The 19,052-nt window shown below is 62.1% G+C and carries 21 protein-coding genes and 2 tRNA genes; 12 read left to right on the top strand and 11 right to left on the bottom strand.

Annotation, left to right across the window (positions count from 1 at the left end; genetic code table 11):
* Positions 1-251: 251 nt before the first annotated feature.
* The 5 genes from galU to D906_RS00805 all read left to right on the top strand — a co-directional run bounded on the left by galU (position 252) and on the right by D906_RS00805 (position 5,347).
* Positions 252-1,091, top strand: coding sequence for a UTP--glucose-1-phosphate uridylyltransferase GalU (gene galU, locus D906_RS00825; RefSeq protein ID WP_016711416.1), 840 nt, complete (start codon positions 252-254; stop codon positions 1,089-1,091).
* Positions 1,092-1,188: 97 nt separating this feature from the next.
* The gene (gorA, locus tag D906_RS00820) at positions 1,189-2,544 is read left to right on the top strand and encodes a glutathione-disulfide reductase (RefSeq protein ID WP_019096538.1); all 1,356 of its coding nucleotides are present in this window, start codon (positions 1,189-1,191) and stop codon (positions 2,542-2,544) included.
* A 206-nt stretch (positions 2,545-2,750) separates the two neighbouring features.
* Positions 2,751-3,314 carry an alkyl hydroperoxide reductase subunit C gene (ahpC, locus tag D906_RS00815; protein ID WP_003250537.1) on the top strand — a complete coding sequence of 188 codons (564 nt, stop codon included), beginning with the start codon at positions 2,751-2,753 and terminating at the stop codon, positions 3,312-3,314.
* Between the two features lie 126 nt (positions 3,315-3,440).
* Positions 3,441-5,003: an alkyl hydroperoxide reductase subunit F gene (ahpF, locus tag D906_RS00810; protein ID WP_025753711.1), complete on the top strand. Its 1,563-nt coding sequence runs from the start codon at positions 3,441-3,443 to the stop codon at positions 5,001-5,003.
* Between the two features lie 155 nt (positions 5,004-5,158).
* A complete protein-coding gene (locus D906_RS00805; RefSeq protein WP_016711413.1) occupies positions 5,159-5,347 on the top strand; it encodes a hypothetical protein in 189 nt (62 codons plus the stop codon).
* A 4-nt stretch (positions 5,348-5,351) separates the two neighbouring features.
* Here D906_RS00805 and D906_RS00800 read toward each other — a convergent pair whose 3' ends face one another.
* The 3 genes from D906_RS00800 to nhaR form a co-directional block, all read right to left on the bottom strand.
* Positions 5,352-5,999 carry a YceH family protein gene (locus tag D906_RS00800; RefSeq protein WP_019096848.1) on the bottom strand — a complete coding sequence of 216 codons (648 nt, stop codon included), beginning with the start codon at positions 5,997-5,999 and terminating at the stop codon, positions 5,352-5,354.
* An 89-nt stretch (positions 6,000-6,088) separates the two neighbouring features.
* Positions 6,089-7,300 carry a serine/threonine transporter SstT gene (sstT, locus tag D906_RS00795; protein ID WP_027615019.1) on the bottom strand — a complete coding sequence of 404 codons (1,212 nt, stop codon included), beginning with the start codon at positions 7,298-7,300 and terminating at the stop codon, positions 6,089-6,091.
* Between the two features lie 90 nt (positions 7,301-7,390).
* Entirely contained in the window at positions 7,391-8,284 is an 894-nt protein-coding gene (nhaR, locus tag D906_RS00790) for a transcriptional activator NhaR (protein ID WP_019096846.1), read from the bottom strand.
* Between the two features lie 131 nt (positions 8,285-8,415).
* On the opposite strand from nhaR, the gene D906_RS00785 reads away from it, so the two are divergent.
* Together D906_RS00785 and D906_RS00780 are read left to right on the top strand one after the other, a co-directional pair.
* Entirely contained in the window at positions 8,416-8,655 is a 240-nt protein-coding gene (locus D906_RS00785; RefSeq protein ID WP_019096845.1) for a hypothetical protein, read from the top strand.
* 29 nt (positions 8,656-8,684) lie between these two features.
* The gene (locus D906_RS00780; protein WP_019096844.1) at positions 8,685-9,437 is read left to right on the top strand and encodes a TerC family protein; all 753 of its coding nucleotides are present in this window, start codon (positions 8,685-8,687) and stop codon (positions 9,435-9,437) included.
* A 45-nt stretch (positions 9,438-9,482) separates the two neighbouring features.
* Here the strand turns inward: D906_RS00780 and D906_RS26560 are convergent, their stop codons facing one another.
* Entirely contained in the window at positions 9,483-9,659 is a 177-nt protein-coding gene (locus D906_RS26560) for a hypothetical protein (RefSeq protein WP_019096843.1), read from the bottom strand.
* A 223-nt stretch (positions 9,660-9,882) separates the two neighbouring features.
* On the opposite strand from D906_RS26560, the gene D906_RS00775 reads away from it, so the two are divergent.
* Positions 9,883-10,560, top strand: coding sequence for a peptidase C39 family protein (locus D906_RS00775; RefSeq protein ID WP_027615018.1), 678 nt, complete (start codon positions 9,883-9,885; stop codon positions 10,558-10,560).
* A gap of 58 nt (positions 10,561-10,618) precedes the next feature.
* Here D906_RS00775 and D906_RS00770 read toward each other — a convergent pair whose 3' ends face one another.
* Positions 10,619-11,902, bottom strand: coding sequence for an FAD-binding oxidoreductase (locus tag D906_RS00770; RefSeq protein WP_027615017.1), 1,284 nt, complete (start codon positions 11,900-11,902; stop codon positions 10,619-10,621).
* A gap of 203 nt (positions 11,903-12,105) precedes the next feature.
* On the opposite strand from D906_RS00770, the gene D906_RS00765 reads away from it, so the two are divergent.
* From D906_RS00765 to D906_RS00750, 4 genes are all read left to right on the top strand, one after another.
* A tRNA-Val gene (locus D906_RS00765) sits at positions 12,106-12,182 on the top strand.
* Between the two features lie 169 nt (positions 12,183-12,351).
* Positions 12,352-12,428, top strand: a tRNA-Val gene (locus D906_RS00760).
* Positions 12,429-12,560: 132 nt separating this feature from the next.
* Positions 12,561-13,130: an SPOR domain-containing protein gene (locus D906_RS00755; protein WP_016711406.1), complete on the top strand. Its 570-nt coding sequence runs from the start codon at positions 12,561-12,563 to the stop codon at positions 13,128-13,130.
* A gap of 103 nt (positions 13,131-13,233) precedes the next feature.
* Positions 13,234-13,659, top strand: a complete 426-nt coding sequence (locus D906_RS00750; protein ID WP_027615016.1) for a GTP pyrophosphokinase — start codon at positions 13,234-13,236, stop codon at positions 13,657-13,659.
* Between the two features lie 3 nt (positions 13,660-13,662).
* On the opposite strand, the gene D906_RS00745 is transcribed toward D906_RS00750, so the two are convergent.
* The 6 genes from D906_RS00745 to D906_RS00720 all read right to left on the bottom strand — a co-directional run bounded on the left by D906_RS00745 (position 13,663) and on the right by D906_RS00720 (position 18,998).
* A complete protein-coding gene (locus D906_RS00745) occupies positions 13,663-14,355 on the bottom strand; it encodes an endonuclease (RefSeq protein ID WP_019096841.1) in 693 nt (230 codons plus the stop codon).
* 6 nt (positions 14,356-14,361) lie between these two features.
* Positions 14,362-14,604: a DUF1654 domain-containing protein gene (locus D906_RS00740; RefSeq protein ID WP_019096840.1), complete on the bottom strand. Its 243-nt coding sequence runs from the start codon at positions 14,602-14,604 to the stop codon at positions 14,362-14,364.
* A 106-nt stretch (positions 14,605-14,710) separates the two neighbouring features.
* The gene (locus tag D906_RS00735) at positions 14,711-16,006 is read right to left on the bottom strand and encodes an FAD-binding oxidoreductase (protein WP_019096839.1); all 1,296 of its coding nucleotides are present in this window, start codon (positions 16,004-16,006) and stop codon (positions 14,711-14,713) included.
* A gap of 54 nt (positions 16,007-16,060) precedes the next feature.
* Positions 16,061-16,483, bottom strand: coding sequence for a RidA family protein (locus D906_RS00730; RefSeq protein ID WP_027615015.1), 423 nt, complete (start codon positions 16,481-16,483; stop codon positions 16,061-16,063).
* A gap of 32 nt (positions 16,484-16,515) precedes the next feature.
* Positions 16,516-17,655 carry a tyramine oxidase subunit B gene (locus D906_RS00725; RefSeq protein WP_019096838.1) on the bottom strand — a complete coding sequence of 380 codons (1,140 nt, stop codon included), beginning with the start codon at positions 17,653-17,655 and terminating at the stop codon, positions 16,516-16,518.
* A gap of 125 nt (positions 17,656-17,780) precedes the next feature.
* A complete protein-coding gene (locus D906_RS00720) occupies positions 17,781-18,998 on the bottom strand; it encodes a multidrug effflux MFS transporter (RefSeq protein WP_027615014.1) in 1,218 nt (405 codons plus the stop codon).
* Positions 18,999-19,052 lie beyond the last annotated feature (54 nt).

The following is a 19,052-nucleotide window of genomic DNA, read 5'->3' as shown; positions in this document are numbered from 1 at the left end:
TCGGGGCCTGTGGCGGCCTCTTCGCGGCGGTTCGATGCCTCGATAAACCCGCGAAAAGGCCGGTACAGGCAACATCATTTTGCTTTGATCCATCCGTCATGTATGACCGCAATATTTACGATCCGCCGGAACTATCTACACTGGGATATCTCTATGATGGCATCGGTCGATACCAGGGGGCATTGTAAGGTGACTGCCGCCTGATTAGACTGCGCCGAATTCCACAGGCCTAGCCTTTTGTAAGGACGTTTATGATCAAGAAATGCTTGTTCCCGGCAGCCGGCTACGGTACTCGCTTCCTGCCCGCTACCAAAGCCATGCCCAAGGAAATGCTGCCGGTGGTCAACAAGCCACTGATCCAGTATGGCGTTGAAGAAGCATTGGATGCTGGTCTGAACGAGATCTCCATCGTGACCGGTCGCGGCAAGCGCGCGCTGGAAGATCACTTCGACATCAGCTACGAGCTGGAAAACCAGATCAAGGGCACCGACAAGGAAAAATACCTGGTCGGCATCCGTCGCCTGCTCGACGAGTGCTCGTTCTCCTACACCCGCCAGACCGAAATGAAGGGCCTGGGCCACGCCATCCTGACCGGTCGCCCGCTGATCGGCGACGAGCCGTTCGCCGTGGTGCTGGCGGATGACCTGTGCGTCAACCTCGAAGGTGAAGGCGTGCTGGCGCAAATGGTTGCGCTGTACAAGAAGTATCGCTGCTCGATCGTCGCCATCCAGGAAGTCGATCCGCAGGAAACCAACAAGTACGGCGTCATCGCCGGTGAAGAGATCAAGGACGGCATCTTCCGTGTCGACGCCATGGTCGAGAAGCCGAAGCCTGAAGATGCCCCATCGAACCTGGCAATCATCGGCCGTTACATCCTGACCCCGGACATCTTCGAGAAGATCGAACAGACCGAACCTGGCAAAGGCGGCGAGATCCAGATCACCGATGCCCTGATGAAGCAAGCGGCCGAAGGCAACGTGATCGCCTACAAGTTCAAGGGCAAGCGTTTCGACTGCGGTGGTGCCGAGGGCTACATCGAGGCGACCAACTTCTGCTTCGAGAACTTCTACAAGGCTGGCAAGGCTTACTGATAAGCCCTGCTGGTACAAGAGCCACCCTTCGGGGTGGCTTTTTTGTTTGCGGCGGCCAACGGCGTTATGCTGGGCGCCTGCCTAGGAGACTGAATACATGGCCTACGATTTTGATCTGTTTGTGATTGGCGCCGGTTCTGGCGGTGTGCGCGCGGCGCGCTTTGCCGCCGGCTTTGGCGCAAAGGTGGCTGTTGCCGAAAGCCGCTACCTGGGCGGTACCTGCGTCAACGTTGGCTGTGTACCGAAAAAGTTACTGGTGTACGGCGCCCATGTCGCTGACGAACTCGAGCAGGCCGCAGGGTTTGGCTGGACCTTGGAAGAGGGGCATTTCGACTGGGGTACCCTGATTGCCAACAAAAATCGCGAGATCGAGCGCCTCAACGGCATCTACCGCAACCTGTTGGTCAATAGCGGTGTGACCCTGCTGCAGGGCCATGCGCGGCTGACCGGCGCCAATGAAGTGGAAGTCGAAGGCCAGCGCTACACGGCCAAGCATATCCTGATCGCCACCGGTGGCTGGCCACAGGTGCCGGACATCCCGGGTAAGGAGCTGGCTATCACCTCCAACGAAGCCTTCTACCTCAAAGACCTGCCACGACGGGTATTGGTAGTGGGGGGCGGTTACATCGCCGTCGAGTTCGCCGGTATCTTCCAGGGCCTGGGGGCCGATACCACGCTGCTCTATCGAGGCGACCTGTTCCTGCGCGGCTTCGATGGCTCGGTGCGCACGCACTTGAAGGAAGAGCTGGAAAAGCGCGGCCTGAACTTGCAGTTCAACGCCGACATCCAGCGCATCGACAAGCTGGAAGATGGCAGCCTCAAGGCCACGTTGAAAGACGGCTCCGAGTTGGTCGCAGATTGTGTGTTCTACGCAACAGGCCGGCGCCCGATGCTGGACAACCTGGGCCTTGAGAACACTGGCGTAGAGCTTGATGCGCGCGGCTACATCCGCGTTGACGCGCAATACCAGACCACCGCGCCGTCGATCCTGGCGATTGGCGACGTGATCGGCCGTGTGCAGCTGACGCCGGTGGCCCTGGCCGAAGGCATGGCCGTGGCGCGGCGCCTGTTCAAGCCTGAGCAATACCGCCCGGTGGACTACCAGAACATCCCCACCGCCGTGTTCAGCCAGCCACCGATTGGCACGGTTGGCCTGACCGAGGAGCAGGCGCTGGAGGCCGGGCATAAGGTGCAGGTCTTCGAAAGCCGCTTCCGCGCCATGAAGCTGACACTCACCGATATTCAGGAAAAGACCCTGATGAAGCTGGTGGTCGATGCCGACACCGACAAGGTGCTGGGCTGCCACATGGTGGGCCCTGACGCTGGCGAGATCATCCAGGGCCTGGGCATCGCCCTGAAGGCCGGAGCGACCAAGCAACAGTTCGACGAGACCATCGGCGTGCACCCGACGGCGGCTGAAGAGTTCGTGACCATGCGCACCGTTACCCGCTGATGCTACCGGCCTCATTGCCGGCTTGCCGGCAATGAGGCCCATGCGCGCCGCGCAATCCTTTGCTCAGCCGATTCCCTTCTATTAATAAACCTCGGTTATAGCCAAAACCAATCGCAAGCATGAGCTTTGCCAATGAGCCTTCAGCGGGATGATTAGTTAGGATTCTATCCATCAACTGATTCCAACCCCATGAAGGAGCGTCTCTCATGCCAATCATCAACAGCCAGGTCAAACCGTTCAACGCCACTGCCTACCACAAAGGCGAGTTCGTTCAGGTCAGCGAAGCCGACCTGAAAGGCAAGTGGTCTGTCGTGTTCTTCTACCCGGCCGACTTCACCTTCGTATGCCCGACCGAGCTGGGTGACCTTGCTGACAACTACGCCGAGTTCCAGAAGCTGGGCGTGGAAATCTACGGTGTGTCCACCGACACCCACTTCACCCACAAAGCCTGGCACGACACCTCGGACACCATCGGCAAGATCGAATACCCGCTGATCGGTGACCCGACCCACGTCATCTCGCGCAACTTCGACGTGCTGATCGAAGAAGCCGGCCTGGCCGATCGCGGTACCTTCGTGATCAACCCGGAAGGCCAGATCAAGATCGTCGAACTGAACGACGGTGGTGTAGGCCGCGATGCTGCCGAACTGCTGCGTAAAGTGAAGGCTGCCCAGTACGTTGCCGCCCACCCAGGCGAAGTGTGCCCAGCCAAGTGGAAAGAAGGCGAAGCCACCCTGGCACCGTCGCTGGACCTGGTCGGCAAGATCTAAGGCCATGTGCATGTCGTGGGCGGTAGCCAGCCGCCAAAGCTGAAGTAGTCACCGCCCCGTAAAAGCGCCCGGGCGACGTCGCCTGGGCGTTTTTGTATCCGAGTTTTGAAAAAAGGAATCGCCCGTATGTTGGACGCCACGCTTAAATCGCAACTGAAAACCTACCTGGAGCGGGTCACCCAGCCGATCGAGATCGTTGCCTCCCTCGACGACGGCGCGAAGTCCCGCGAATTGCATGACCTGCTGGTGGAAATTGCCAGCCTGTCAACCTTGATTACCCTGCGCGCGGATGGTGATGACGCCCGTCGTCCATCGTTCTCGCTCAATCGCCCCAATGGCGAGATCAGCCTGCGCTTTGCCGGCATCCCCATGGGCCACGAATTCACCTCGCTGGTGCTGGCGCTGCTGCAAGTCGGCGGCCACCCGTCCAAGGCGAGTGCCGAAGTGATCGAGCAGATCCAGGCGCTGGAAGGCGAGTTCACCTTCGAAACCTACTTCTCGCTGTCGTGCCAGAACTGCCCGGATGTGGTTCAGGCGCTTAACCTGATGGCGGTGCTCAACCCCAATGTGCGCCATGTGGCCATCGACGGTGCGCTGTTCCAGGCAGAAGTGGAAGCGCGCAAGATCATGGCGGTGCCGAGCATCTACCTGAACGGTGAAGTGTTTGGCCAGGGCCGTATGGGCCTGGAAGAAATCCTCGGCAAGATCGACACCAACGCCGGTGCTCGCCAGGCCGAGAAGATCAACGCCAAGGACGCCTTTGATGTGCTGGTGGTCGGCGGTGGGCCAGCCGGCGCGGCAGCGGCTATTTACGCCGCACGTAAAGGCATCCGCACCGGCGTCGCCGCCGAGCGTTTTGGCGGCCAGGTGCTCGATACCCTGGCCATCGAGAACTTCATCTCGGTGCAGGAAACCGAAGGGCCGAAGTTGGCCACGGCGCTGGAAGAGCACGTCAAGCAGTACGACGTGGACATCATGAACCTGCAGCGCGGCGAAGCACTGATTCCGGCCACCGATGGTGGCCTGCATGAAGTACGCCTGGCCGGCGGCGCCTCGCTCAAGGCCAAGACCGTGATCCTGGCCACCGGCGCCCGCTGGCGCGAAATGAATGTGCCGGGCGAGCAGGAGTACCGTGCCCGTGGTGTCGCCTACTGCCCGCACTGTGATGGCCCGCTGTTCAAGGGCAAGCGCGTAGCGGTGATCGGTGGTGGCAACTCGGGCGTGGAAGCGGCCATCGACCTGGCCGGTATCGTCGCCCAGGTGACGCTGATCGAGTTCGACAGCCAACTGCGGGCTGATGCGGTGTTGCAGCGCAAACTGCACAGTTTGCCGAACGTGAAAGTGATCACCAGTGCGCTGACCACCGAAGTGTTGGGCAATGGTGAGAAAGTGACCGGCCTGCGTTACAAGGACCGCACCACCGACGAGCAGCATGAGGTGGCGCTGGAAGGCATCTTCGTGCAGATCGGCCTGCTGCCGAACACCGACTGGCTGAAAGGCACCGTCGAGCTGTCGCCGCGAGGTGAGATCATCGTCGATGCCAAGGGTCAGACCAGCATCCCGGGTGTGTTTGCGGCCGGTGACGTAACGACCGTGCCGTACAAGCAGATCGTGATTGCGGTGGGCGAGGGGGCCAAGGCCTCGCTGGCAGCCTTCGACCACCTGATCCGGACCTCGGCGCCGGCGTAAGCCTGTACCGGCCCTATCGCCGGCAAGCCAGCTCTCACAGGGTAATCACAGATTCCGAAACTGTGGTACGCCTGAGGGAGCTGGCTTGCCGGCGATAGGGCCTATGAGGTTCAAGGGTGTCTATGATGACTGAAGACCCCCTCAGGAAACCCACCATGACCCTGATCAGCCGCGAACCCTGGTGGTTAGTCCCTCCAAAGCCCGGGCAGAAAGAGCAAGACCTGCACTGGGGTTACCTGGAAATCTATGCCGACGGCCACACCGTGTTCGTCGACCAGCGCCCCAGTGACCGGGAGCTGGCCGAGCGCAAGAGCTGCCGCAACTTCCCCGACCCGGAGCCGTGACGGCTCAGCCTTCCAGCTCGGCCAGGCGTGCCTCCAGCGCCGCGATGCGGGCTTCCAGGGCTTCGATCCGTTCTTCCGACACACTGCCGCCACCGCTGCGCGCGCCACCTTCCTGCTGACGTGCAGCGAGGATCGCCTCGATTTCCGCCGGGTCGCCCAACGCATGGGTGTAGCGGTCTTCACGCTGGCCGGCCTGGCGCGGCAGGTGCAAGGCCAGATCCCGCGATATCAGACGTTCCAGCTGGTGCTGGATCTGCTCGGTGTCGTCGAAGTCGTGCAGGCGGTTACTGCGGGTCAGCAGTTCGTTGAGGGTTTGCGGGCCGCGCAGGAACATCAGGCCCATCAGCACCAGTTGGGCCGGTACCAGCTCCAGGGCCTTGTCTACCCGCTGTTCCCAGCGATCGGCACGGCTGCCCATCTGCAGGCGGGTCATGCCTTGCCCTTCGAGGGAACGCAGGGCTTGGCCGATCTGGCCTTGGGTAAGGTTCATCACCGGCTCGCGGCTGGTCTTCTGGTTACAGGCCAGGACCAGGGCATTGAGGGTCAGCGGGTAGCTTTCCGGGCTGGTGGCCTGCTTTTCGATCAGCGAGCCGAGAACGCGGATCTCGATGCTGTTGAAGCGGCCTTCACCTGCGGTTTCGTGTTCTGACATGGCCCTGTCTCAATGGCTGGGGAAAGGCCACTAGGGTAGGTAAAGCCACCGCGTAAGGCAATTGGGGCCGCGATGCGGCCCCAATAAGGTCAAGCGTTGCGTCGTTCTTCGGCTTGGCACGCCGCTGCCGTGAACAGCACATCGGTCGAAGAATTCAGCGCCGTTTCGGCCGAATCCTGCAGCACACCGATAATGAAGCCCACTGCTACCACTTGCATGGCAATTTCACTGGGGATGCCAAACAGGCTGCACGCCAGCGGAATCAACAGCAGCGAGCCCCCGGCCACGCCCGAGGCACCGCAGGCGCAAACGGCTGCCACTACGCTTAGCAGTACGGCCGTTGGCAGGTCCACGGGAATGCCCAAGGTATGCACCGCCGCCAGCGTCAGCACGGTAATGGTGATGGCCGCACCGGCCATGTTGATGGTGGCACCCAGCGGGATCGACACCGAGTAGGTGTCTTCGTGCAGGCCAAGGCGCTCCGACAGGGCCAGGTTGACCGGGATGTTGGCCGCCGAACTGCGGGTGAAGAACGCGGTAATGCCGCTTTCGCGCAGGCACAGCAGGGTGAGTGGGTAGGGGTTGCGGCGGATTTTCCAGAACACGATCAGCGGGTTCATGATCAGTGCCACGAACAGCATGCAGCCAATCAGCACCGCGAGCAGGTGCAGGTAGCCGAACAGGGCGTCCAGGCCAGATTGCGCCAGAGTGGAACTGACCAGGCCGAAAATGCCCAGCGGGGCGAAACGGATGACAACCCGCACGATCAGCGTGACGCCGTTGGACAGGTCTTCGACCACGGTGCGGGTGGGTTCACCGGCATGACGCAGGGCCACGCCAAGGCCGATGGCCCAGGTGAGTATGCCGATGAAGTTGGCGTTGAGCAGGGCGTTGACCGGGTTGTCGACCGCGCTCAACAGCAAGTTTTGCATCACTTCAGCGATACCGCCCGGTGCGCTCAACGTGGCCTCGCCAGTACTGAGCGCCAGGTGGGACGGGAACAGCATGCTGGCGACCACGGCTACCACTGCCGCGGCGAAGGTGCCCAGCAGGTACAGCCATAGGATCGGCCGAATATGGGTTTCCTGGCCGTGGCGATGGTTGGCGATCGAGGCCATGACGAGGATGAACACCAGTACGGGCGCCACCGCCTTCAATGCGCTGACGAACACCTTGCCGAGGAAGGCCAGGTCGCGGGCGATGGCGGGCGCCAGAAGGGCCAAGGCAATACCGGCAAGCAGGCCAATGACGATCTGCGTCACCAGGCTGGTTCGGTTGAGTAGGCGAAGTACAGGGGACATGTGCAGCACAATCTCATTATTGTGAAAGGGCGCGACTTTAGCACAGAGCGCGGCGGCGCAGCCTCGGCTGTGTCGTCGCAGGGGCCAACGTCACCAATGAAACAACTCTCGCCGTGCGCCTTCAGTAATTGCCACGATCCCCGGGTGCTTGACCTTGCGTTCCACCGAAATGGCATAGAACGACTCATGCACGGCCTCGGTCTGCCCGATCAGTTCCACGCCATACTGGCGGCACACTTCGTCGGTAATCACGCTGGGGGCGACGAAAATGCCGCTGCCTGACTGCCCGAACGCCTGCATCAAGGCACTGTCATCGAACTCGCCCACGATCCGTGGCTGCACCTGTTGCTCGCCTAGCCAGCGCAGCAGGCGGCTGCGCACCACGGTCTCCTGGCCGGGAACGAGCAGCGGTGCATCCTGCAGGCAAGCCGGGAAGGGGCCGTCCAGCCGTTGTGCCAGCGTTGGGGTGGCGAAGAAGCTCAGCCCGCATTCGCCCAGCTTCTGGCTGTAGCCTTTGATGTCCAGGTGGCTGGGCATGGGGCTGTCGGAAATCACCAGGTCCAGGCGCTGGATGGCCAGGTCTGCCAGCAACCGCTCGAGTTTGTCTTCGCGGCAGTTGATGCGCAGCACCTCATCCAGCTCCATGGTCGGTGCCAGCAGGCGGTAGACGATGGATTTGGGCACCACGTCGGCCACCCCCACGCGAAACAGGATCTGCTCTTGCGGGCCGGCGCGCAGCATGGCTTCCAGCTCACCGCCGAGCTGGAACATCTGCTCGGCATAGACCAGCGCCTGGCGGCCTGTCTCGGTCAGCTCCAGCTGCCGGCCTGCACGCTGGAACAGCTCCAGGCCATAGGTTTGCTCGAACAGGCTGATCTGCCCGCTGATGGTTTGTGGTGTGAGGTTGAGCTGTTCGCTGGCGCGGGTGATGCTGCCCGTCTTGGCCACGGCCCAGAAGTAATGCAGTTGGCGATAGTTGAGCACCGTCGGTCGCCCCGATTCGTAAAAACCGAAGTATACGCCATGAAAATACGAATTTTCCTGAACTATTGGCGTCTCTAGAATGCACGGCATCAGGCGCCATGCGCCGCCGGGATATTTCATGCGAGGACACCATGCTACAACTCAAATCCATTGGCACCCCGTTGGTGCTGGCGTTGGCCCTGTTCACGCTTGCGGGTTGCGACCAGGCCGAGAAATCCGCCCAGCAAATGCTCGACCAGGCGGCGCAGTCGGCCAAGCAGGCGATCGACGACACCAACAAAGCCGCCCAGCAGGCCTTGAGTGAGGCCATCGGCAAGGGAGGCCACACGCCTGAAGATGCCGACAAGAAAAAAGACACTCAGGAAATCTGACCCCCAACCGCCGCTGCAGGATTTGAACAATGGAATACTTGCTGGAACTCGCCGCTAGCCCTACCGCCTGGGTTGCCCTGGCTACGCTGGTGGCCATGGAAGTTGTACTGGGCATCGACAACCTGATCTTCATTTCCATCCTGACCAACAAGCTGCCGGTGGAATACCGTTCCAAGGCGCGACGCATTGGTATCAGCATGGCCTTGGTCATGCGCCTGGCCTTGCTCAGCACGGTGGCCTGGATCGTTCAGCTGACCGACCCGGTGTTTGAAGTGTTCGGCAACGCCTTCTCATGGAAGGACGTGATCCTGATTGCCGGTGGCCTGTTCCTGCTGTGGAAGGCGACCAAGGAGATACACGAAAACGTCGACCCGCACGGCGCCAAGGAAGAAGCCAAGGTGTCGTCGACGGTTACCCTGGGCTTTGCGGCGGCGATCTTCCAGATTTTGCTGCTGGACATCGTCTTTTCGGTGGACAGCATCATCACCGCCGTGGGCATGACCGAGCACTTGCCGATCATGATCATTGCCGTTATCACGGCTGTAATCGTGATGATGGTGGCCGCCGACCCGCTGGCCAACTTCATCAATGACAACCCGACGGTGGTCATGCTGGCCCTGGGCTTCCTGATCATGATCGGCATGACATTGATCGCCGAAGGCTTTGGTGCCCATGTGCCGAAGGGGTATGTGTATGCGGCCATGGCGTTCTCGACCGCGATCGAGATCCTCAACATCCTGGCTCGCAGGGCGCGATTGAAGCGTGAGGCGGCTGAAGGTTGATAAACATACGGGGCGCCATGCGCCCCGTTTGCGGTTTCTGAACGCTTAGTGCACCCCGGCATGCCGCCGCGCCCGGCGCACAGGCAGCGGCTTGGCGGGGGCCTGCGGTGGCAGGTGGTGGTGGGAATGACGCCGCACGATACGCAGTACACCCCACAGCATGGCGGCTGCGACGCTCAGCCACATGCCCACCAGCATGAGGATTGCCATGGTCAGGCTCATCTGTGCCTCCATCTCCAAGGGCAGCGCACGGTCAGCCAGCGCTTGCCTTCCAGACACTGCTTTAGTCTAGCCCTTCGCCTGTGACGTTCCATCGAACAAAGGTCTATCTCTGGGTCCGATTCGCTCTAAGCCGCTGTCGGACTATACCCGCGCCGCTGTGGGACCTATGATCGTTGGCCAGAGCCGGGCGCTGCCTGCCTGGCGTTGAAACAAGCGAGCGCCCATGCAGCAACATTCCTTCAAAACCGTCCCACGTCGGCTGCTGGCTGCCTGCCTGATTGCGGCCAGCCTGGCCGGCTGTGCCAGTGCGCCACCCGCCAACCTCAAGGGCCTGCCGCAGCGTGTCGAGATCAGCAGCGTGCCGTTCTACCGTGGCAACGCCAACCACAGTGGCGCCATGGCCCTGGCCGCCGTGTTGTCGCAGCAGGGCGCGCCCATCACCCCGGGGCTGCTGGACAAGCCGTTGAACCTGCCTCAGGGCGCCGAAGCGCTGGACACCGGCATTCCTCGCGTGGCGCGGGACTACGGCATGATGGTGTACCCGCTGGACAAGCAGCTGGACGCGCTACTGGCCCAGGTGGCGGCTGGCAACCCGGTACTGCTGCGTTATGAGGACGGTTCGGCGTGGTGGGGCGAGCCGCGTTATGCGGTGCTGATCGGCTATGACCGTTATAAGCAACGGGTGCTGTTGCGCTCGGGCATGCACCGGCGGCAGGTGATGGCGTTCGATGACTTTGCCTCGGCGTGGGCGAAGCAGGGGAGTTGGGCGGTACTGGTACAGCCGCCACGGCAGCTGCCGGCCCAGGTGGATCGGCAGCGCTGGCTGCAGGCTGCGGATGAACTGGCGCGGGCGGGGCAGGAGATTGCGGCGAAGCAGGCCGTCAATAGCTTGAACAAATAGTTTTGCCTGTACCGGCCCTTTCGCGGGTAAACCCGCGAAGAGGCCAGTCCCGGCTACATCAGAAGCCCAGACGATCGCGCAGGCTGTAGTACCAGGCACCGAGGGCGCTGAACGGCACGCGCAGCATCTGGCCACCCGGGAACGGGTAGTGCGGCAGGCCGGCGAAGGCGTCGAAACGCTCAGCCTGGCCACGCAGGGCCTCGGCCAGCACCTTGCCTGCCAGGTGGGTGTAGGTTACGCCATGGCCCGAGCAACCCTGGGAGTAGTAGATGTTGTCACCGATACGGCCAACCTGCGGCAGGCGCGACAGGGTCAGCAGGAAGTTACCGGTCCAGGCGTAATCGATCTTCACATTTTTCAGCTGCGGGAAGGCCTTGAGCATCTTCGGACGAATGATCGCCTCGATGTTGGCCGGGTCACGCGCGCCGTACACCACGCCGCCGCCGAAGATCAGGCGCTTGTCGCTGGTGAGGCGGTAGTAGTCGAGCAGGTAGTTGCAGTCTTCGACGCAGTAGTCCTGCGGCAGCAGGGTACGTGCCAGTTCTTCGCCCAGAGGCTCGGTGGTGATCACCTGGGTACCGCATGGCATGGACTTGGCGGCCAGTTCCGGTACCAGGTTGCCCAGGTAGGCGTTGCCGGCGACGATGATGAACTTGGCGCGTACTTTACCTTGTGGCGTGTGTACGACCGGGTTGGCACCACGTTCGATGCGCACCGCCGGGGTTTGCTCATAGATGATGCCGCCCAGCGACTCGACCGCAGCGGCTTCGCCCAAGGCCAGGTTGAGCGGGTGGATGTGGCCGCCGCTCATGTCCAGCATGCCGCCCACATAGCTGTCGCAGGCGACCACTTCGCGGATGCGCTTCTGGTCCATCAGCTCCAGCTGGTTGTGGCCGAAACGTTCCCACAGGCGCTTTTGCGACTCCAGGTGGCCCATCTGCTTGCTGGTGAGGGCGGCGAACACGCCACCGTCTTTCAGGTCGCACTGAATGTTGTACTTGGCCACGCGCTCACGAATGATGCGGCCGCCTTCGAAGGCCATGTGGCCCAGCAGTTGCGCCTGCTTGGGGCCAACGGTGCGTTCGATGACGTCGATGTCACGGCTGTAGCTGTTGACGATCTGGCCGCCGTTGCGGCCCGACGCGCCGAAGCCGACCTTGGCCGCTTCGACGATGCTTACCTTGAAGCCGTTTTCCAGCAGGAACAGGGCGCTGGACAGGCCGGTGTAGCCGGCGCCGATGATGCACACATCGGTTTCCACCTCACCCTGCAGCGCCGGACGTGGCGGCACCGGGTTGGCCGAGGCGGCGTAGTAGGACTGGGGGTAGGGGGTGTTAGCCATGCTGCAGGAACCTCGTGTTTTATATTTTTAACGAATGTACCGATGCTATCAATAATAATAAACACCCGCTAGTCGTCTGATGAAAATCCTTTACGGGCTACCTGCCAGCCCATCTATCTATAAAGAGTTTAAGATTCAGTAGCTTAGCGCGAAAAAAAGTGTTGACAGGGTTTTAGGAATGCGTAGAATGCGCACCACACGACAGGCACATAGCTCAGTTGGTTAGAGCACCACCTTGACATGGTGGGGGTCGTTGGTTCGAGTCCAATTGTGCCTACCAAATCGAAGAAGGGGTGATCCGCAGGGGTCACCCCTTTTTTCATTGCCCGGTTTCGGGTGCAGCAAACCGTTGCAGGGGCGCGAAGCGCTTACCTTCGAAAGTTTTTGATTTTTCTCAAAAAAAAGCTTTACAGGTGTGTATTCGATCACTAATATGCGCACCACACGACAGGCACATAGCTCAGTTGGTTAGAGCACCACCTTGACATGGTGGGGGTCGTTGGTTCGAGTCCAATTGTGCCTACCAAATCCGAAAAGGGCGATCAGAAATGATCGCCCTTTTTGCATGTGCGCGTGAAGCAGCGTGTAACGTTTGGTCGCGGTTCGGGACAGAGGTCGGCGTGCTAGAATCCGCCCCTTCGAATCTGGAGGTACACGCGTGCGCAAACTGGCTGTGGTAATGGCAGTGCTCGCCCTGGCGGGCTGTGAGAACGAGGTCGAAGGCGTGCACAAGCAGGTGGCCGAACACCTGCACAACCCCAAAACCGCCAAGTTCGGCAACGTACGGATCGACACCCAGGGCACCATCTGCGGCCAGGTCCGTGGCAAGGATGATGCCGGGCAGTACGAAGCCTACCGCAGCTACGTAGCGATCAAGCGCGATGGCCAGTACGACATCATCGTCGACGACACCGGCAACAACCTGCGCATCCGCGAGATGTGCGGTGGTGCCGACCTGCAGCGCCGTGCCGAGGCGCTGGCAGACCAACCGGCACCCGAGGGCTGGGATGTAGAGGTGGTTCAGGGCGCCAACATGGGCGCGCTGAGCGACATGACCGCACGGCTTATCGAAAAGGGCATCCCGTCTTCGGTGGAATACCGCGACGGCAAGCCAGTGGTGCTGATGGGGCCGTTCCCTACCCGCGAAGAAGCACAAGCGCGCAGGGATGAAGTGATGGCCAAGCTGGGCACCGATTCGGTGGTTATCCAGCACGGGGCCACACGCTAACCGCTCCTGTCAGCCCCGCAAGGCACAGTTAACCGTGCGCTAGACAATGTTCACACAAGTTTGGCTATGCTTGGAGTGACGATGCCGAACGGGGAGGGGCCTCATGTCTACACTGGAGCGGGCCATTGCCGTGGCCGCCAGGGCGCATGAAGGGCAATACGACAAGGGTGGGGCGGCTTATATCCTCCACCCGCTACGCGTGATGATGCGGGTGTCCACACCCGAACAACGGATTGTCGCAGTACTTCACGATGTGATCGAGGACACCCCGCTGACCCTGTCCGACCTGGCGCGCGAGGGTTTCGAGCTTAAAATCCTTGCAGCCTTGTTGGCGCTCAGTCGCCGCGAGGGTGAGGCTTATCAGGACTTCGTGGTGCGTCTGGGCGATGACCCGCTGGCGCGAACCGTCAAACTGGCCGATCTGGCCGATAACAGTGACATTTCGCGCATCCCTTGCCCTGGCCCCGCCGACCTGGCGCGGTTGGCCCGCTACCGGGAAGCCAGCGCCTATTTGCAGGCGTTGGCCTGAGGTTCAGCCGCAGGCCTTGAGGTTGACCGGCCCGACGAACTCATTACCCCGGCCCATCACGCAAGCTACCTGCTGGTTGCGTTGCCGCTCCCATGCCTGCGGCGGATAGGTCTTGTTCCAGGCCTCGAACAACTGGCGGTCCTGCCGGGACAAGCGCAGGTTGTACTGTTTGCTCATGTAGAAGTAGGTGCGGGCGATCATGCCGCGTATCGAGGGGCGTGGCATGACCTTCCTGGCTTTGAAGTCGACCTGGGTCAGGCAGCTGCCATACTGGCCGCGTTGCTCCGGCAGCCAGCCAAAACTGAAGTTGCTGCGGTCGCCATTGACCTCGCCGATGCTCGGTACAAGGTTGTGCAGGTCAGCCTCGGCACGTTTGTACACCTCGTCATGCTGCGAGCACTGCTTGCGCCCGCCGTCCTGCCAGCACTGGCGCTGATGGCCGATCTGCCAGGCGGGCACGATGTGCTCCCACTCGATACGTGACGCGCGCTGGGCGTTCTTGCGCGGGGCATAGCCGCAGGACGCCAGGTCGACCTTGTTGCCTTTGTATTTGCAGCCGCAATAAAACTCGGTCGATTGCGGCGCATACAGCTTCCAGGCGACCTTCTTGGCCTCCTGAAAGGTGCGTGGGGCATCGGCTTGGGCTAGTGAAGCGGTCAGTAACAGGCAGGCTGCGGCAAAAAACGAAACTCTCATGCGGGGTCAGTCTTCCTTCGGTACGGTCCAGAAAACCTGTACGCCGCCATCGTCGCGGTGAGCGAGGGTTACGTTGTCGTTTTCTGCGATCTCCTCCAGCAAGGTTTCCCAGTCTTCCGGGCTTTCCTGTTCCAGGCGGAAGATCAGCGCCGCTCGGCTGCGCTGGGCGGTAGGGCTGTTGATGATCTTTTGGATGCGTACACCCAGCTGTTCATAGCTGTTTGGGGTGGCGGAGGCGGTGCTGGACACAGGCATTTCCTTGTTTTGCTGTATGCACATACAGTATTTCACTGTAAGTAAATTCGCAACAGCTTGTCGGGGGGAAATCCTTTCTTGGCCAGTCATGGCTATGACGTCAGGTAAAGCGTTCGAAACGGTAAGGCGCTGGGTCTATCAGTGGAGTTGCCTGGGACACCAGGTCTGCTGCCAGCTGGCCGGCCGCAGGCGAGGTGCCGAAGCCATGCCCGGAAAAACCGGTGGCCAGGGTCAGGCCCGGAAGACTGGCCACCGGGCCGATCACCGGGTTGGAGTCGGGGGTGACGTCGATGGTCCCGGCCCAGGCGCTGGCGATACGTGCCTGTTCGAACACGGGCCAGGCCGCCTTGAGGTTGCGCATGGCTTCCTCGTTGAGTGCCGGGTTGGCGAGCGGGTCTTGCACCCGTACGCGCTCGAAGGGGCTGACATCGGTGGCTTTCCAGCGCCGGGCCAGGGCCAGATCCTTGAAGAAGTGCTTGCCAAAGCTGATGCGCAGGAAGTCCCGCTGGGCACGCAACTGGGGCAGGTAACGCTTGCCCAGCAGCAAGTGGTCCAGGGTCAGGAAGGCATCCAGCGCGCCGCGCTGGGTGATGATGTAGCCGCCGTCTTTGTGCTTGCGGAAAGAAAAGTCCGGTGCACCGACGGCGATGTCGGTGGGCCCGTCCATGGGCTCGGTGCGCAGCACGGAGCAGGTCAGCGGCAAGGTTGGCAGGTTGATGCCAAGGTTGCCGAGGAACTTGCGTGACCACAGACCGCCGGCCAGCAACACCTGATCGCAGCGAATCTCGCCCTGCTCGGTGACCACGCCGCTGACTCGGCCAGCAGCGGTGACCAGGGTGCGCACTGCGCAGTTCTCTACCACCACCGCGCCCTTGGCCATTGCCGCACGGGCAATGGCGCTGGCGGCCAGGGTGGGTTCGGCGCGTGCGTCCGACGGGGTAAAGATGCCGCCCGCCCAGTCTGCCCGGCCACCCGGCACCATCTGGGCTATTTCATGCGCGCTCAGCAAGCGCGAGTCCAGGCCCAGTGCTTCGACGCTTTTCAGCCAGCCTTCATGCATGCCCATCTGCGTGTCGTTGCGGCCGATGAACATGATACCGGCCTGGCGATAGCCGACGTCGCTGCCCACACGTGCCGGCATTTCGGCCCACAACTGGTCGGCCGCCAGCGCCAGGGGGATGTCGTGGGCGTGGCGGTTGGTCTTGCGTACCCAGCCCAGATTGCGGGACGACTGTTCGCCAGCGATGCGCCCCTTTTCCAGCACCACCACCGGGATGTTGCGTTCGGCAAGGGTCAATGCGGCGGTGAGGCCGATGATGCCGCCGCCGATGATGACCACGGTGGTGGCGTCGGGATGACGGGCGCTGGTTTGCACAGGGGCGATCGTGGGAGACATGGCTTTACTCGATGCAGGTCAGACAGGGGAAGTGCTCAGGGGCAGTCAGAGCCTTTACTGGCCAAGGCGGATCATGGTCACGTGTGCTTGCCCTGCGCCGCGATAGGCCGTGACTTCCAGTTCGACCTTGTACACGGTCGAGCCGAGAGGCGGGCAGGTGACCGTGGTGGCCGGGTCGATACCTCGGAACTTCTCACCGATCACGTCCATTACCCGTGGCACATCGGCAGGGTCCTGGATGAACACGCGTGAGTTGATGACGTCGGCCAGGCTGGCGTCGACCGCCGCCAGGGCGGTTTCGATGTTGGCGAACACCTGGTGGGTCTGCTCGATCACATCCTCCGGGATGACCTGGGTCTGCGGGTTGCGCCCGGCGGTGTTGGAGACGTGAATCCAGTTGTCTACCGCCACCAAGCGGGAGTAGCTGGCCATGTTTTCGAACCTGGAGCCGGTTTTCAGTTTGGTGATCTGTGTCATGGGCTTTGCCTTGTTATCGGGTAGTGGGGGGATCAGCTGAGAACGGGGGTTTCCCAGAGGTTGAGCTTTACGCCAATGCCTTGTTCGAGCGCCTTGCGGTACACCACGGTGCCCCAGGCCACGTCCTCGACGGGCATGCCGCCCACCGACATCAGGATGATTTCGTCGTCGTGCAGGCGCCCTGGTGCATCGCCGCAGATGATCTTGCCGATGTCCTCCACTTGCTCGGCGGCCAGCTTGCCTTCGGCAATCATGTCCATGAAGCGCACGCCAACCAGCGGTACGTGGTTGTGTGCGGGCTTGGGCAACTCGGCGAACCAGGCTTCGTACAGGCCGGTGTTGTCCACCACCTTGCGCACGTCGTCCTGCTCCATGCCGGCGTCGATGCTGCACGGCGCCGGCATGGCCAGGAACGCGCCGGGCTTGACCCACTCGCGGCGTACCAGCGGGTACTGGCTGGGGTCACCGACTTCGCCCGAACTGCAGTAGCTGACTAGGTCAGAGCCGCGTACCACGTCTTCCAGGGTTTCAACCACCTGGATCGTCGTGATTTGCGGGAAAGTGGCCTTGACCCAGGCAACGAACGCATCCAGGTTCTTCTGGCCGCGCCCCTTGAGCTTGAGGGTGTCGATCAGCGGGCACACTGCCATGAACGCGGCGACCGTGGTCTTGCCCATCACGCCCGGGCCGGCCAGGCCGATGACCTTGGCGTCCTTGCGTGCCAGGTGGCGAGCGCCCACGCCCGGGATGGCACCGGTGCGGTAGGCCGACAGCAGGTTGGCCGACATGTGCGCCAGCGGAGCGCCGGTGTCGGCATCGTTGAGGGTGAACATCAGGATTGAGCGCGGCAGGCCCTTTTCGCGGTTGGCGATGTTCGAGCCGTACCACTTGGCACCTGCGGTCTGGAAGTTGCCGCCCAGGTACGCTGGCATCGCCATCATGCGGCGGTCGGCGGTGGGCTTGGGCATGGTGGGGAACGGCGAGTGCTCGGGGAAAGTGATCATTGCGCCGTGCGAGTCGCTGTTCGGGCCGGCCATGCGGTAGTCGCCCTGGTACAGCAGGCCGAACATTTCTTCCATGGTGTCGACGCAGGCGGGCATGTCAGTGACGCCGGCGCGGATCATGTCCTGTTCGGACAGGTAGATGAAATCAATTCTGGTATCGGGGGTCATGGCGGGTCTCGCGGGGCTGGCTGCCGTCGGATTTGTTGTTGGTGACGTGGCAGCCAGTTTCGCTAACGACTGGTAGGTCGTCTTGTGCCTGCCTGCCAGCCGAGTTGACCGTCAGTGCCAAGGCCTCAATGGCCAGCGAGCGAGAAGCTGGCGGGGGTGTCGCGCAAGCTGAGGGCCGTCAGCAGGCACACCACCAGGGTGCACAGGGCGAGCAGCGCGGCCCACGCGGTGGGGCCGTGGCCGAGTACCACGGCGGCCAGCGGGGCAGCGCTGGCGGACACCGACAACTGGATGGCGCCCAGCAGCGCTGCGGTGGAGCCCAAAGCCTTGTCTTGCGAGGCCATGACCAATGACATCAGCGTCGACTCGGCGATGCCTAAACCGAACAGCGCCACCACCATGCCGCCAGCCACACCCGGTAGCCCCAGACCGGTGAGCGCACCGAGCAGGCTGATGCAGGCGCCGCCAGCCATGCACAGCACGCCCAGGCGGGTGAGGTTGTTCAGGCCCAGAAGGCCGATCAGGCGGCTTGCGGCCATGGCGCCGAACAGGATCGACACTCCGGTAGCCCCGAACAGCAGGCCGAAGGCCTGGGCGCTCAGGCCGTAGTGTGCCTGGTACACCAGTGTGGCGCCGCCGATGTAGGCGAACAGGAAGAAGAACACGGCAGCCACGGCCAGGGTCGGGCGCAAGAAGCGGCGGTCGGCGAGGATGGCCAGATAGGTACGGCAGGCGTGGCCGAGGTGCAGGGGGGCACGTTTGTTGGCGTGCAGGGTTTCCGGCAGGTTCAGCAAGCTGTTGACCAGCACTGCCAGGCCCATGCCGGCGAGTACCAGCATCACTGCCCGCCAGCCGAAGTGCGCATCGATCACGCCGCCCAAGGCAGGTGCCAGGATCGGTGCCACGCCTTCGATGGTCATCAGCAGGGCGAACAGCTTGGTCGCGGCAACGCCTTGGCTCACGTCACGGACCATGCTCATGATCACCACCAGGGTCAGTGCGCTGCCCAGGCCCTGGAAGAAGCGCAGTGCAATCAGGGTATCGAGGCTGGGGGCTGCGGCTGCGCCGAGCGAACAGAGGATGAACAGCAGCAGGCCGGCCAGCAGCGGCTTTCGCCGGCCATAGGCGTCGACGATGGGGCCGAAGATCAACTGGCCGGCGCCCATGGCCAGCAGGAAGAAGGTGAGCGTCAGCTGCACACGGGTGAAGCTTGCCTGATAGTGGCTGGCGATTTCCGGCAGGCTCGACAGGTACATGTCGACAGCGGAAGGGCCGAGGGCACCGACCAGGCCGAGGCCCAGCGCGAAGCTGAAGCGTATTGGGGGGGAAGGATCTGCTTGCATGGTTTTCTCTGGCTGGTTTTTCGCCTACCGGTCGGTAGGTTGGCGAATGGTATT

This window comes from Pseudomonas sp. LAIL14HWK12:I1, assembly GCF_003202095.1.
Classification (GTDB): Bacteria; Pseudomonadota; Gammaproteobacteria; order Pseudomonadales; family Pseudomonadaceae; genus Aquipseudomonas; species Aquipseudomonas monteilii.
Note: the sequence above shows the minus strand (reverse complement) of the source record. Positions and strands in the feature narration are given on the sequence as shown.

Coding starts and splice junctions, on each gene's coding strand:
- galU (WP_016711416.1), top strand. CDS start 252: ATGATCAAGAAATGCTTGTTCCCGGCAGCCGGCTACGGTACTCGCTTC.
- gorA (WP_019096538.1), top strand. CDS start 1,189: ATGGCCTACGATTTTGATCTGTTTGTGATTGGCGCCGGTTCTGGCGGT.
- ahpC (WP_003250537.1), top strand. CDS start 2,751: ATGCCAATCATCAACAGCCAGGTCAAACCGTTCAACGCCACTGCCTAC.
- ahpF (WP_025753711.1), top strand. CDS start 3,441: ATGTTGGACGCCACGCTTAAATCGCAACTGAAAACCTACCTGGAGCGG.
- D906_RS00805 (WP_016711413.1), top strand. CDS start 5,159: ATGACCCTGATCAGCCGCGAACCCTGGTGGTTAGTCCCTCCAAAGCCC.
- D906_RS00800 (WP_019096848.1), bottom strand. CDS start 5,999: ATGTCAGAACACGAAACCGCAGGTGAAGGCCGCTTCAACAGCATCGAG.
- sstT (WP_027615019.1), bottom strand. CDS start 7,300: ATGTCCCCTGTACTTCGCCTACTCAACCGAACCAGCCTGGTGACGCAG.
- D906_RS00785 (WP_019096845.1), top strand. CDS start 8,416: ATGCTACAACTCAAATCCATTGGCACCCCGTTGGTGCTGGCGTTGGCC.
- D906_RS00780 (WP_019096844.1), top strand. CDS start 8,685: ATGGAATACTTGCTGGAACTCGCCGCTAGCCCTACCGCCTGGGTTGCC.
- D906_RS26560 (WP_019096843.1), bottom strand. CDS start 9,659: ATGAGCCTGACCATGGCAATCCTCATGCTGGTGGGCATGTGGCTGAGC.
- D906_RS00775 (WP_027615018.1), top strand. CDS start 9,883: ATGCAGCAACATTCCTTCAAAACCGTCCCACGTCGGCTGCTGGCTGCC.
- D906_RS00770 (WP_027615017.1), bottom strand. CDS start 11,902: ATGGCTAACACCCCCTACCCCCAGTCCTACTACGCCGCCTCGGCCAAC.
- D906_RS00750 (WP_027615016.1), top strand. CDS start 13,234: ATGTCTACACTGGAGCGGGCCATTGCCGTGGCCGCCAGGGCGCATGAA.
- D906_RS00745 (WP_019096841.1), bottom strand. CDS start 14,355: ATGAGAGTTTCGTTTTTTGCCGCAGCCTGCCTGTTACTGACCGCTTCA.
- D906_RS00735 (WP_019096839.1), bottom strand. CDS start 16,006: ATGTCTCCCACGATCGCCCCTGTGCAAACCAGCGCCCGTCATCCCGAC.
- D906_RS00730 (WP_027615015.1), bottom strand. CDS start 16,483: ATGACACAGATCACCAAACTGAAAACCGGCTCCAGGTTCGAAAACATG.
- D906_RS00725 (WP_019096838.1), bottom strand. CDS start 17,655: ATGACCCCCGATACCAGAATTGATTTCATCTACCTGTCCGAACAGGAC.
- D906_RS00720 (WP_027615014.1), bottom strand. CDS start 18,998: ATGCAAGCAGATCCTTCCCCCCCAATACGCTTCAGCTTCGCGCTGGGC.